This is a genomic window from Lysinibacillus sp. NPDC093712 (assembly GCF_050280025.1).
Classification (GTDB): Bacteria; Bacillota; Bacilli; order Bacillales_A; family Planococcaceae; genus Lysinibacillus.
The window spans coordinates 24,641-38,790 of the sequence record NZ_JBNNUU010000010.1 but is presented as its reverse complement, the minus strand read 5'-3'; the positions used below and the strand labels follow the sequence as shown (position 1 = coordinate 38,790).

General features: G+C 32.6%; 8 protein-coding genes. 4 read left to right on the top strand and 4 right to left on the bottom strand.

What is annotated here, in order from left to right; translation table 11 throughout:
• Window positions 1-190 precede the first annotated feature (190 nt).
• From ACQKNX_RS22555 to ACQKNX_RS22540, 4 genes are all read right to left on the bottom strand, one after another.
• Window positions 191-2,026: a hypothetical protein gene (locus ACQKNX_RS22555; RefSeq protein WP_427430785.1), complete on the bottom strand. Its 1,836-nt coding sequence runs from the start codon at window positions 2,024-2,026 to the stop codon at window positions 191-193.
• Window positions 2,027-2,893: 867 nt separating this feature from the next.
• Window positions 2,894-4,081, bottom strand: coding sequence for a hypothetical protein (locus ACQKNX_RS22550; RefSeq protein ID WP_427430784.1), 1,188 nt, complete (start codon window positions 4,079-4,081; stop codon window positions 2,894-2,896).
• A 372-nt stretch (window positions 4,082-4,453) separates the two neighbouring features.
• Window positions 4,454-5,770, bottom strand: coding sequence for a plasmid replication protein (locus tag ACQKNX_RS22545; protein WP_427430783.1), 1,317 nt, complete (start codon window positions 5,768-5,770; stop codon window positions 4,454-4,456).
• Between the two features lie 32 nt (window positions 5,771-5,802).
• Window positions 5,803-6,129, bottom strand: a complete 327-nt coding sequence (locus ACQKNX_RS22540) for a hypothetical protein (protein WP_427430782.1) — start codon at window positions 6,127-6,129, stop codon at window positions 5,803-5,805.
• A 1,245-nt stretch (window positions 6,130-7,374) separates the two neighbouring features.
• Here ACQKNX_RS22540 and ACQKNX_RS22535 point away from each other — a divergent pair.
• The 4 genes from ACQKNX_RS22535 to ACQKNX_RS22520 all read left to right on the top strand — a co-directional run bounded on the left by ACQKNX_RS22535 (window position 7,375) and on the right by ACQKNX_RS22520 (window position 13,955).
• On the top strand, window positions 7,375-8,757 hold the full coding sequence (locus ACQKNX_RS22535) for a replication-relaxation family protein (protein ID WP_427430781.1): 1,383 nt from the start codon (window positions 7,375-7,377) through the stop codon (window positions 8,755-8,757).
• Between the two features lie 29 nt (window positions 8,758-8,786).
• Window positions 8,787-11,711: a type IV secretory system conjugative DNA transfer family protein gene (locus tag ACQKNX_RS22530; protein ID WP_427430780.1), complete on the top strand. Its 2,925-nt coding sequence runs from the start codon at window positions 8,787-8,789 to the stop codon at window positions 11,709-11,711.
• Between the two features lie 265 nt (window positions 11,712-11,976).
• Complete coding sequence (locus ACQKNX_RS22525; RefSeq protein WP_427430779.1) at window positions 11,977-12,951, top strand: S1 RNA-binding domain-containing protein; 975 nt, start codon at window positions 11,977-11,979, stop codon at window positions 12,949-12,951.
• Window positions 12,951-13,955 carry a hypothetical protein gene (locus ACQKNX_RS22520; protein WP_427430778.1) on the top strand — a complete coding sequence of 335 codons (1,005 nt, stop codon included), beginning with the start codon at window positions 12,951-12,953 and terminating at the stop codon, window positions 13,953-13,955. The genes ACQKNX_RS22525 and ACQKNX_RS22520 overlap by 1 nt, the downstream gene beginning before the upstream one ends.
• Window positions 13,956-14,150 lie beyond the last annotated feature (195 nt).

The window sequence follows — 14,150 nt, the reverse complement described above, 5'->3', positions numbered from 1 at the left end:
AGGTATATGCAATATCTATAGTGGTAACAATGTGGTATTTTTTTACAAGGAAAAAAGAAAAAAAATACCCGTTTCAACTAATTAGTAACAGGGAAATTTAATTTCTTTTAATTATTAAATTTAGTCATGACAAATTGGCCACTCCTTTTACCTCAGAAGTAGCCGAAAATATGTACGTATTTTTTAAAAATTAATCACGTTCTTCCAACCAATTGTAGAATGGAACTTTTTTACTTTCGGTTGGTGGATTAACTATCTTTTGTATATATTCATTAGCCCATATGTGAATCTTTGGCCTACGTGAATTAAATAAATCACGTATTTCTTTATCAGTTAAATCATAAATTTCTTCAACAGACATTGGTGTTTCATCGGAATGCACAAATATTTTGTCATGTAAATCATTTATTAAAGTATCGGCATAGTTTGAAAATGAATCTTCCAAACTACTTAATTCTTGCTTTAATATAGACATCTTATAAGCATTCTTTAGTGATTTAGCTGCAAAATTAAAGCGCTTGACTTTTTCCTCTACAACTTCTTTTTCCTGCATTTTAAGTTGGAGCAGAAATCTATTATCTAAATGAACCTGAACCATTCTAGTATCGTAAAGTATTTGATTTTTGAAAACATCTTTTACAAGTAATTTGTAATCGTCAAATAGTAAAATCTTATTTTGAGCAATGTTTTGCATATCAGTACTATATGATTTCTGCCATAGATAGTTAGCTTGTTCACAAAGACTATTAAGACTAGTCAACTTACCTTTTAACATTACGTTAAAAGATTCCTCGTTTTCTAAAACAAAAAGCATTAAACGTTCATCTGCAGCTTTATTGAGATAAAAATACCCTAAGTAATCTAATGTAGATTTATCTATAGTTGCACTAGTTGAGAAGTTAATAATTAATTTCTCAATTTTAGGAAGTATATAAAAATCGACTAAAACGTTTGCTAATTTTTTCTGCACAACAAAAGAAGATACTCTTTCCTTGTGATCATTAAATAAATCGTTTATAGCTTGTTTATATATTAAACTTCCTATGTCTCCAGCTAATTTATAAAGTATATTTTTATTACCAACAACATATCCTAGCTGTTCACTATCTCTGATTTCATCAAAACTTATGTTATAGGCATCACAAAGTAAGCGTAACTCTGCAAAGTTAGCTTGGTTTTGCATTTTACTATCATAAAGAGTTTTAGGCATCCGATAATCAATTAAATAATATGAACTTGTATTATGTCCTAATTTTTTTCTTATATCTCTTTCATAATAGCTTAATATGATTGATTCAATTTGAGCAATTGACATATCAGGTTGTACCATAAGCGCTAACTGCTCTGTTAGTTTATTTTGATGTTTTAAAAGGGTACAGTATTTTGTGCTATAAGACAGTTTTAGTTCAATTAGCTCTAAATATGCCAACTTAGATAATGATTTCACAAGATCTTGTAAGCATTCAAAGATTTCCAAACCTTTGCTACTTTTAAGAAACTTATTCTTATATAAGTTCGTAATCCGAGTTCTAGAATACATATGGGGACTCCGATTAGCGTACATGTGAAGTAATAAGCGCATATCATTTAAAGTTAATTGGCCCATCAAAGCATCGTTTTGTAAAACTGCATAATTATCAAAATATGTAAATCGATCATTTGTTGATTCTGATTGATAAGAAGTAAACAAATCAGATGCTAAAAAATAATGCCCGTCCTTTAAAATTATAAAATTATACTCAATTAATCTGTCTAAAGCTTGAATAAATGTATCTTTTCTAACAACCATAGTATCTTCTATTTCAGAAAGCTTTTCGCCAGCATGAATTTCACCTGTTACATCTGTAAATGAAATTAGCTTAAATAATATACGAAACGAAGTTGGTGTGATTTGTAATTTTTCGTCTATTAATTTCCTTATAAAAGAAATAGTAAATCTAGGGGTATTATTTTTTGTATTTATTAATTCTTTATATTTATCATCCGTAAATAGTTTCACAGTATTAGTAATAAATGTATTAGTCATAATTGCACATCCCTGCTGAAAAAAATCAATCTCATTTGCAAGGTTTGAGTTTTATGGAAAAGTTTCTCTTGAAAATTAACTAGTTTTATAAATTCTTATACTTTAATTGACTTTAATCTATTGCCAAAACAACAGCTTCTTTGTTAAAATAAAGTATGTATTGCATTTATAAAAAAGGCAATTTTAAAGGCATATTCTTAATTAAAAGAATATGGACTTTACACTAAACACCCAGCCTCGAAAGAGAATGTTAGATATAAGATTGTAGTTATTAAAATACTTTCTCCTTTCTCATTTTTTCTTTCTTGCACCCAAGCAGTTATTACCAGTAACCCTTGGACTTTGGTGGATTATCTAAAAATCATTGGTCTTCGGACCACAAGCACTTCACAGCGTCGGAAACTGTGGTGTGCTTTTTAATTTGTATAAAAACAAATTAAAAATTTTAAGCATTACTTAAATGTCCATAAAAATATACTCAAATAAACCCTGTTACGATCGTATACCGCTCTATTGGCAATGAGGCTACAGATATGTAGTCGGATTACATATTTGTGCTAATCTGCAAATAAGAGTGTATAGACGCAATACAGCGTTTTTTAGAAGGACACCACAATTGTACCAAATTTTATTAACACTCTGCAATAGTTTTTACATCTAAAACCATTATATTTGCTACGTACATATACTTGCTAGAATTAATAATTAATTAAATGCTAATCTAATTGTTGCAATTTCAAAGACGTATTGGTATGATTAATTTAATTAAATTACGTATTCAAATTAATGCTCAAGTATCCTCTGATACGCGTTTTTTTGAAGGACATAAAAAAGCTACCAGCAATGGTAGCTTTTTTTATTATGCTTTTAATTATCATTTGTCGTAATTAGTTTTTTAAGAGCTTCAATACTTTTGTTAGATTTCAAGCCATGTAGGTCCTCTTCTAATTGTTTAACTGTTTCAAGCCATTGCTGTAGGTCATTTTTTAGTTTCACTTGATTTTGTTTTCTATTTTCAATAGAGGCAGTGAGATTACCCTGCTCTAATGTAAGATCTTCAATATGACCTAATAAAGTAGCTTGTCTCTGTTTTATTTGTTCTAAATTCACATTATCTTTTTCTTTAGTTATTTTTACAGACTGCTCCGGTATATCTTCTCCTTCTTCGACAAAGAAAATTTTCTTGAAAAAGCGAGGTACATACTTTTTTCCTGAAGGGATAGGAACGTTTACAGTGATTTCATCAGCATGATGTAATGTTGCTTGTTGGGCTGCTTCTTGTTCCCGATCAACTAATACAGCAATAGTACGTTTATTCTCTGAAAGTTGCCTTTCTTCGGTTTTAATATGTGTATCTATATAATTTAATTCTGCCTGAAGTAGATAGATTTTATTTTTCCCTTCAACTAACTCCAGTTCTTTTCGGTTAATTTTTTCAGTGAAAGTAATATGCTCTAATAGTGTATTTTGTAGTTTTGCATATTGTTGATCTTTTAATTGCTCTCTTTTCTCTAGTTTTTCAACGAGTTGTTTAAAACCCTCTTGCACTTGCTGTTTACTTTCAGTTACCTTTTCCTCAATTAAAGCCTTTACGAAACTAGGACTTACATTTTGACGATTTGAATTGTTTGCGCGTTCAGTATCATCACTTAATGATACATAAGCAGCATCTTCACCTAAAATCGTAGAAATATCTGGTGCATTAAGTAAAAGTGACTCTGAAAGAAAGGTAATTAAAAGTAACTTGAAGAGGATTTCAATATTATGTCTATACTGGTTCCCCTTTTTGTATGGTCTTAAATAGTTAGAGTATTTAGCATCGTTTAAGATATTTAATATTTTTTGCGGATAATTAAAGCCTAACAATTGAGTAGCTGTGTTATTTGTATAGTGTTTATCTATTTCAACGTTTTCAAAAAAAGTTTGAGCATATTTCATAAATATGTCTTGTGCTTGTCGGTCTACTATATAAAGCAATAAAGGATCATCTTTATAGGTATCTAATACATACGCTTTTTTCTCGGCTACAGTAAGTTTTTGTCTACTCTCTTCCATATAGAATCCTCCTTTCATATAATTAGAAAAAAATTATAAAAGAATTAAGACTTTTAAGGTCATATTATCGTAGGAACCCCCAATTAACAAGGAGTTTGAATCGGAAATTAAGTTTTAATTAAAAAAAAATTAAAAGAAGAAGTTTTAATCACTAATTAATTAGATTAAATAAATTAATAATTAATTAAACTAATTGTAATTTGATTAAAGTGTTTAATAATTAGTTAGAAATTAATTGGATTTTTTGTTTTTCTTTAATAATTAGATTTCAATTGCGTAATTATTAAAGATATCGTTAATAATTACATCTTAATTAAAAAAAAATTAGGAGTTAATCGCTTGGATTAGCTCCTAATTCTATTAATTACTTAATTAATCAAACAGTTTATTCTTTAATTCTTCTGCAGCATTCAACGGTTTGCTATTGTTATCGTTAGAGTCTCCAAATAATTCGTTAAATGACTTGTTAGTGTTAGGGGTATTTGACGATTCGCTTTGGAAACCAGCGAATAGATTGATTTTTTCTTTTGGTTCATTTTCTAATTCTTTTAATTTTTTATGTTCTTGGACCATTTCAGTAATTCTATCTTTTGGTAAACCTAGACCAGCGAACACTGCGTAAAATGAAACTCCTGACGCCCCTCGTTGTTCGTTAGATTGATATGTTGCTATTGGTTTTTCAAGGGCAGTAGGTGAAATTTTATTTATTAAATCTTCCATTGTTTTTGTAAATTCGAATGTAAACAATCTATTAGCAGTCATAGTGTCTGTCAATACACTTACTGCAAGACGTTTTGCATCTTTTAGATCATACCCATCTGAAAGAACACCCTGTTTTATTAAATCTTCGAGTTTCTGAGCATATGATAACTGTTGAGAAGCATCGATTGAAGAAGCTTTTTCGGTAAAGCGAGCAAAATGTAATAGACCAGGAGTTTTAAGCAATTTTTCAAATTCAGAACTGTCAAAATGATATTCGCTTGTAGGTAAATAGCTTGCAGTTACAATGTTTAACTCATGTAAAGCTTCAGCGACATATTTATTAGAGAATTTTAGATACTCAGAAACAGAAGAATTTGGTCTTTCTTGACTAAATTCAGTAAATAACTTCTCGTTGTCAACAAGTAGTATTGGACCTAAACTTTCCATTACGCTACCTATTTTTTGTAAACGTTGTAAAGCGTTATCGAGAACTGTTTTACCTTCTTTTAGTCGTGGTAAAGTTAGAATCATTCCGAATCGTCCACTATAGCCTGTATCTAGTAAAGTGCCAATTGCTTGAATAACTGCTCCAGTACCTGTTCCTCCACCTAAACCAGCTACTAACCAAACATAATCAACATCTTGAAATTGTGTTTTAACAGCATTTGAGATTTCAGCAAATTTTTCTTTATATAGTTCTTCACCTATGGAAATATCTCTACCTGCACCCTTCCCGTTACCGATTAACAATTTTTTTGTATTTACATTAACAGGTTGAACTTTAGTTAAATCAATCTCATTTGAATTAATTAGTAAGGCTGTATATGGATGATGATTATTTTTAATATTCGTTTTAATATCCGCGCATGTAGCAGCTATAGATGTTCCGCCCATTCCTAGACCGAAAAAGCCAAATTTCATGCTCAATTTTTTGCCGTCTTGGATAATTGTTGGTACATTTTCTTTTCCTAATTTTGTGTCGATCATTATATTACCTCCATGAAATAAATTTGGTTGAACTATTTAGCTGTAGCTATATATTCCAATAACCTTTTTCCTAAAGATGTTATTGAGTACATACGTATTCTCCCTAATTTCTCTACGTCAACTAATCCAGCACCCTCTAGTCTCGCTGTGTGAATATCTAATAAATGACGAGATGGGATAAGCGGCTCGTTGTTTGAAATGCCTTTTTCGTTATTTCTGTTTAAAAAAGACTCATTAGCCATATCTTTTAAAAGTTCTTTATTAATTGGCTTACCTTCTTGTTGTAGTATAAAAAGGAACCATTTACTTTCATTACTCAAATGTTCAGAAAGAATATCTAAAAATTCGTTTTCTTGCAATTAATTTCACCACCAATCTAAAAATTAATGAGTATATTATCTATTGCGGTAATAACTAGCGCAATAATGCATATTTTATTGCGTGAGTTATTACCGCAATTTATTAATCACATTTTTATTTTAATCCATAAATCCTGTTATATCAAGTTATATTATTGATTAAATAATAGCGGTTATTATTGCGTCAATAATTGAAATAATTAATGAAATAGTAATTGCATCAATTCTTTTTATTTTTGGATTAAACTCTTTAAATTGATTTATCTAATTCAACTTGTAAATTAATTAATTACAATTTAAAAACACTTAAATTAATTAGCAAGTTCTTAATTGTAATTTAATTTTCAATTAGTTTTTAATTTTCATTTGAAAATTAATTGAATTAAGTACACATATAGATTAGTAGATATTTACAGAGGGATTTTTAAAACTAGGGGAAGGAACAATGAGTAAATGAATTAGAAATAGGGATGAATGAATTATTAATTGAAAATAAATTGATCCATTAAGGGGTAAATTTAGAGAACCTCATAATATTAAATTGGTATTCTCATTTTAGAAAATGCTGTCATTAGTCATATTGCCTTTGCTTTTGATGATAATGAAGCCCATGTTATCAATTTGACATAGAAGAGCATAAGAACACTGGATTATTTGTAAGAATAATGACAATAAAAGTGATTGTAAATTATGGGGCTTTGGTGAACCAGAGGTACTTATTTCAGAGTGAATGAACTAACATCCACTCTTTTATATCGAAACAGCATACTTGATGAAATGGTAAGTATCCGTCCCATCATTTTGACCACAAGAAGAATGGTTTCTTTTTAGGGATGAAACAAAAGGGGTGTTCAATATATTTAATCAAAAACTATAATTGTTCATTTAGACAGTCATTCGGTGGTTTTGCTTCAAATGACTGAGTCATTCGGTAAGAGTCACTCTGCGGGACTCTCTTAAAACCTGTCGGAGACAGGGCTCCCAGTCGCTCCAAGAGCGAAAGTAAGTAGCAAACTGAAAGGTGTTCATAGGGGTGAGTAAATTAGCTAAGATAAATAAGTCGATTTTTACATTCAAAGCTGAAATACATGAATTCTAAACTTGTGATACCAATTTAAACATGCTAGAATTTTTTATGTAATTTAATAGTTTGAGAACAACTCGAACACAAACGTAACTCTATGGAGATATATCCATCAGAGTTAGTTATGTGTTCGAGTTTTTTCATTTTAGGGAGGTGGAAATATGAGAGAAAAGGCGGTGTATAGTTTACCGAAGAATACTCGATATAGTAGTACGTTACTCTATACACATGATTTCATTTTGTTAGAACAATTATCTATACATCGGCTAATGCGAGCAAGGGACGTAATTAAATTATTGGAGTGTGCACGAGAAATTGAAGGTATACCTGCACCTACTAAAAATGCTATTAGTAAAAGATTAAGACGTTTAGTTGCTGCTGGTGTATTAGTTTTAGAGCAAGACGATGAAATGAATTTGCAAGGCATGAGATTTAACAGTTATTTCTACCGCTTGGGATTAAGGGGGTTTAGGGTTTTAAAAGAGTATACGAAGGATGATGAACTGAATGCAGAGTTGGCATATGCTTCAACGCAAAAGTTATCGATTCCAAAATTGCATAATCAGGCCGCTTCTACATTAGCAAATGAAATTTATATGCATTTTCTTCAGTTGGAGCATGAAGGGAAAGTATCGAAGGTTCCTTTAGTTTTACGTGGTGGTATGCACGATGCATTTAAAGATAATCGAAAAGAGTCTTATCGAGTACCAGTACAGCCCGATTATGTAATTGATTATAAAAATACAATTATTGCAATTGAGATGGATACAGGTAATCAAAGAGGAACAACAAATGCTGAAAAAGTTAAGCAATATAATAAATGGTTAAATCAACATCCTTTGGCTAATAATAAAAGGCTTTTAATAATATTCGCTGTAATGGATGAAAGTGTTGCTCCCTTACTTGTAAAAGATAGGACTAGACGAGTAGTTACTTTACGTGAGCGTACTGGACTACAGCACGTAGAATGGATGAATGATTTGAGAATTAGTGTGTATTGTGCGCTTTCTATTTTTACAAAAGAACTTATCGGAAATTGGATTCAGGGGATTAGAATGTCTAATCAATCAGAAAGAGGTTTTTTTATCTCTCAATGGTTTGGTTTTTTAGTTGGGTGTGTAAAGCCAGGAACTATCATATTGGAGACAGTTAAAAAAACTGCATATAAACCATTCAGCCAAAAGTGGGATATTCAATGGGAAGCAGATGAATATATGTATCTGAAGGAGAGCGATAAGAAGGCAAGACATTTCCTTGTCCTTTATGTAGACTCGGGTTCATCCGTTGAATACAAACGAATCATGGCCAATATAGAACGTGTGAGGACCATAAATGAATCTGATATGACAAACCTTACTGCAAACTTACTTTTGGTGTATTCAAGTGAAACTGAAAGAGAATTCGATTGTATAGGCTCTTTAAAACAGGTAGATGTACCAATATACTCAACGAGCTCAGAATTGTTTCATGAAATGTATCAAAGAGGGGAGCAAGTGGAGAAAATACAAGATTTACCGCTTCATATATTAAGCCGCCATGGATAAAATTATATTTTTTAGAAAGGAGGGATACTTTGGAAGAAAAAATAGAACATGAGCAAGAAGCTAAATATGAACAAGGTGAAAGGATATCGTCACTTAAAAAGAAATGGTTAAAGCGATTTCCTATGATTCTAGTTCTTGTAATATATACAGTAACAACCTATTTCTTTTTATGGAGTTGGTTGAGGGTTGGTTCAATGACACTGACTCAATACTGGGGAAAAGAAACTTTCCTTCTTCCATCATTAGTTGGTCGTACACTTGGTATTCATCTAGGATGGATACCATTTGTCACAACACTTAGTATATTCGGGTGGCTACTTAGTACGCGTGTTCCTAAATTAAAAGGTAAATTATCAAGAGTTGTCTTATTTGGAATCCTTTTTTTAACGAACGTTGGAATGGTAATTGGATATGGTATGACCAAAGTACAAAACTATATATTACCTTTCTTCTATCTCCGTATTTCTCGTGTTATCGATACAAATGATGCAGTAAATAAAGTACTATTCGACCAGACAAGTGGCTTTTTCTTAATGCTTATGATGATGCCAATTATAGTAATTCTTTTCATAGGAATGTTTGTGTTAACAAAATATAGACAACATGATGAAGCCTTAAAAGACGCATTCTTTAAGTTTGAATGGAAAGGGGAACGTTTACGTCACTTTGAAAAGCTGAGTGAAATAGAAGATACTATTGTACCGCTTCCTGATATTGAATTAGGTTTAGGAGTGGATACGGGTGAGATGGTTACTATTCCAGCAATGGATAGAACTTTAAATACAAATATCACTGGTAGTATAGGTACTGGTAAAAGTGCTGCTTTGGGTTTACCAATAGTTAATCAAGATTTACATCATTTCACCCGCTTTATAAATGATTATCATAAAGTGAGTAAATTGAGTAACTTCAAATCAGAAGAAATACTGGGTAGATACTTAAATGGCTTATCGATAATAGAACCTTCTAATGATTTATGTAAAAAAGTATACAAATTAGCTAAAGCTCATGGTATGCCTGATGAAGCTATTACCTATATAGATCCAACTAATCCTAAAACACCATCTATAAATGTAATGCAGGGGCCAACAGATAAGGTAGCTGAGGTATTTACACAGGTTATTCAAGGCTTATCGGATAATGGTGGAGGGGGCAACTTTTTCTTTGAACAATCGCAACGAAACCATTTAAAACATCATATCTATCTACTAAAAATGCATGACCCTGAAAAAGACGTAACATTTGATATGCTGTTAGATATGTATAGTGATGCACAAGTAGTACGGAAAATGCATTTGAAATTAAAAAATCGTTTTCCTGATGGTTATGAGAAGATAGATGTAATTGAACGTAGGGATGAATACAACTATTGGCAGATATTACGAAACATCGATAAATGGTTTGATAAAGTAATCATTCCATTAAAAGAACGTGTCGGGAATAATCTTGTAGCTGTAACCGATGATAATGGGGACGTTGTTTATACCGATGCCGATGAGGACAAAGTACAAGGTCTTAGGAATATCCTAAATGATATAGGTGCCAATCCATTAATTCGTCGCGTTTTATTTGGTCCGTCAAAATTCAATTTTGATGAACATATGGGAACAGGGGGAGGAATATTACTTGTAAATACAGCTAAAGGCCAATTAGAAGCACTAGGCAGTGTTTTAGGTAAAATTATATTAATGACTTTGCAAAATGCAACCTTCCGAAGAGAACCCGAAATTTCTGCATTTCATCATATCCTTATAGATGAGGCACCAGAATATTATTACAGTTCATTTGCATCCTTCCCTGCGCAGTCGAGGAAATATAAAGTAATTATCTCTACATTACAACAAACCCTAACTCAATTAAGAGGGGCGTATGGCGAAGATTATATGAATACGGTAGTAGCTGCCATGCGTAATCGTATGGTGTATGCAGATGTATCTAACTTTGACGCTAAATATTTTTCAGAAATGTTTGGTGAAAAAGATGTTTACAAAGAATCAGAATCTGAACAATCTGTATCACCATTACAAGAAAATCCTGTTTCTAGAAGCGGCTCTACTTATTCAAAAGTGAAAGAGGCAGCTATGAGTGCAAGCGATATCTTATATCAAGATGCATTTGAATGTGCAGTGAAGATTGTTGTAAACAATAAAACTATGCCTGTACAAAAAATTAAAGCCAATTTTGTAGCTAAAGAAGAATTTGAAACGGCAATTATTCAAGTAAATTCGAATGCAGCTAAGAAATGGTTAAAATTACGTGGAGAATCAACAATAAAAGTCGACGAGTTTGGAATTGTCTTTTCAGCAGATGAGGAAGAAGATACACCGCTTCGAATAACAGAAGAACAAACAGATGCAACTGGGACAGAGAATGAATTAGTACTATCTTTATTGAATGAAGAGGACGCTGCTGAAGTAGAGCGTGCTTTACAATCACCTAAGCCTACTAGACCAACAAAAAACTCAGTACAGTATCAGGAGCCTCAACAAACAGTAATTGTTCCGCAAGTAAAAGTGAATAGTAAGAAATCTACTAATGAACCTAAGATTAATGAGGAACTGGATAATCAAGAACGTATGATATCGCAGAGTAATACTGCAATGGATACAGCAAGTCCTAAATTTATTTCAAACCAGATTGACAATAAAAAGGATAAAGAAATAATATCCTCACCTTCAGAAGAAAATACACTTGAAACAATAGAAATTGTTGATATTAAAGTGAAAACTAATGAAGTTACCACTCAATCAATTGAGACAATTAAATCACAATCAAGTCATCCAGTCCTTGAAACGGTGGAAATAGGGATTCCTAGAAGACGAAATAACTCTGAAGTGCAGAATGTTGAAACAAACAATAATATACCTTCATACCAAGAGGATCTTGTCGATGAAAGGACGGAGAATTTCTTAAATTCCCTAGCGAAAACAGCTAACAATACTGAAGAAAAGTAATGAGTGGCAAATTAATACTTGATTTCTAGATTTTCTATAAAGTATGATGAAGGTAATCCAATTTATCTTTGGTATATCTCTGAAAGTTAAATTAAGTGAAGACTCCTAATCATTAAACCTATGACTTGATACAAATAAATACGTTAGGGAACACCCCTTTCAATGAAAACGCACGTATTATACGTGTAGTTTGAATTGGGGGTGTTCTTTTTTGTTTTTCGGATTAATTAGGGGTCTTAAAACTATTATGAAAGAGGTTTTATAGATGACAACTGAAAATGAAAAAATTCTACAAATGCAAAGTGAGACACTTGAACAAGCACCACCTGAAGAAAAGGAATTAGAACTTATTCAATCATGGAGTAGTAAGGAACAACTAGATGAGTTGGCTCGAATTGAGCGCTATAAGCAAAGAGTAAAAGGAATTGTTCGTAGCATTAAAGTAAGTGAAACACGCCAAGAAGTTGATGGTAAATACGCACCGGTCAAAAAAGAAATTCTTATTATTGCTTTACCTAACGGGGTAACAGGTTATTGTCCTGTAGAGCAATTTTCTATTCGTGAGTATAGAGGTTATAGCCGATTTGTAGGTCAAGCAATAGAATTTAATATTGAAAAGATTGAATTGAATAGTCGAATATTAGTCCTGAACGGTAAAACCGCACAAGAAGCAATGATTGAAGAATTATGGAATCAATTAGAAATGCTTCAAGAAACAAATAGCTTACGGTCACAGAAGTTTAAAGCTATTGTGAATGGTGTAAATGAAGATACGCATACTGTCCACGTGCGAGTGCACGGCAAAGATTGTTTTATCACTTCTGCTGAATGGTCTTGGAACCGACGTGACGCATTAAACATTGTGGCAGGAGAAGAAATAGAGGTAATTGTACGCCGCTTCGACCGTGAAGGTGGACTTGTTGAGGTTTCACGTAAATTAACTTTACCAGACCCATATGTATTTCTAGAAAAATTAGAACCAGGCCAGTTAGTCGCTGGAGTAGTAGCAGATGTTGATCCAATTAAGGGTATATTTGTTGAGTTAGAAAGTGGTCTAGATGTAAAAGCTAGCCGACTTAAGGAACTAGAGGAACCAGTTGTAGGAGAACTTGTTAGATGCCGTATCATGAGTCCGATTACAAGACGAAACCATGGTAGGGTACAAGGGCGCGTTGTGATTATCGGATATCCACAAGGTAAACGCACACGTAGAGATTTAGGCGGCTTTTTATTTAACTAATGACAAATAATGAATCACCAGTTATCCAAATGAAAACGTTCCCTCGTGAAGATGGTTCACTTTCTTTATGGGACCATCCAAGCTTTAGTTCTTACAAAACAACACCCAAAACAACACATCGTCCTACTACGACATTAATGGATAGCATATCTCATACTTCAAGATGGAATCAAAATGTATATCAAGCTAGGCTCACTATATTAAAAGTTATAGGAGATGCAGTATGCTCTAATGAAAACCAGTTGAGAAGATACATGGCATTAGCGGGCCTATCCGCTTCTCAGACTAGTGAACATATTCGATATTTAAGAGATCGAGGGTTTGTTGATAGACATAAATGTTATATAGCTGATTATTTAGATGAAAGTGGTAGTCCTATTTCATTAAAAAATCCTGCGCCCATAACTTTGGGAATTGGGGGTTGGTATTTAATGAATCACTTTTATAGTGGTAATTTCTTTGCTAAACCCGACATGTGGTTTCAGCAAAGTGGGAGTACTGCAATCCAGCGTTATGTAGCATTAAATGAAATACGTTGTGCAGGAGTGGAAGCAAAGCTAATAACCAATTGGCGATGGTATCCTGTTGTAGGATCCAGTCCACATGAGAAAAAGCCATTTGCATTAATGCAGCTAGGCAATTTAACTGAAGAGTTTGATGACCGTTCATACATGCTAATTGAAAGGGCTCAAATGAGCCAAAGGTTTATCGACTTCTTACGCACAAGATTAGAGGAATATCGAAGAATCTTCACTGAATTTGGTTATTTAAAGGTAGCTGGCGTAGACAAAGAAGCACATGTCCGCGTCATTTTATCAGTCTCGAGTTACCAAGTGGCGAAGGTATTGCATGAAAGTTTCGGATTACACAAATATCCATTTGATGTATGGGTTTTGGTAGATGAATGGTTCGATAATGACGAAGAACCTGGTGCAATCACTTCAGCATTCGCAAGGCCAAGTGCTGATTTCAGTAAGCTACAACGAATACGCTTGAGTGTTTAATCTTTAAGAAGTATTGACATAAGAAATGGTTATATGTTACATTTTAATCATCATCTGAGCCTCAAAGGTTTAACTTGAAATACAAATTAATTACTTATGTAGTAGTGAGTATTTAATTTGCAAGTAAGCTATGAGAGCTAGGCGGCTTAGGTCGCCTTTTAAATTAAATATGCAGAATGGGAACACCCCAATCTT

Excerpts from the sequence above, each read along its gene's own strand:
- ACQKNX_RS22555 (WP_427430785.1), bottom strand. The coding sequence starts at position 2,026 with ATGACTAATACATTTATTACTAATACTGTGAAACTATTTACGGATGAT.
- ACQKNX_RS22550 (WP_427430784.1), bottom strand. The coding sequence starts at position 4,081 with ATGGAAGAGAGTAGACAAAAACTTACTGTAGCCGAGAAAAAAGCGTAT.
- ACQKNX_RS22545 (WP_427430783.1), bottom strand. The coding sequence starts at position 5,770 with ATGATCGACACAAAATTAGGAAAAGAAAATGTACCAACAATTATCCAA.
- ACQKNX_RS22535 (WP_427430781.1), top strand. The coding sequence starts at position 7,375 with ATGAGAGAAAAGGCGGTGTATAGTTTACCGAAGAATACTCGATATAGT.
- ACQKNX_RS22525 (WP_427430779.1), top strand. The coding sequence starts at position 11,977 with ATGACAACTGAAAATGAAAAAATTCTACAAATGCAAAGTGAGACACTT.
- ACQKNX_RS22520 (WP_427430778.1), top strand. The coding sequence starts at position 12,951 with ATGACAAATAATGAATCACCAGTTATCCAAATGAAAACGTTCCCTCGT.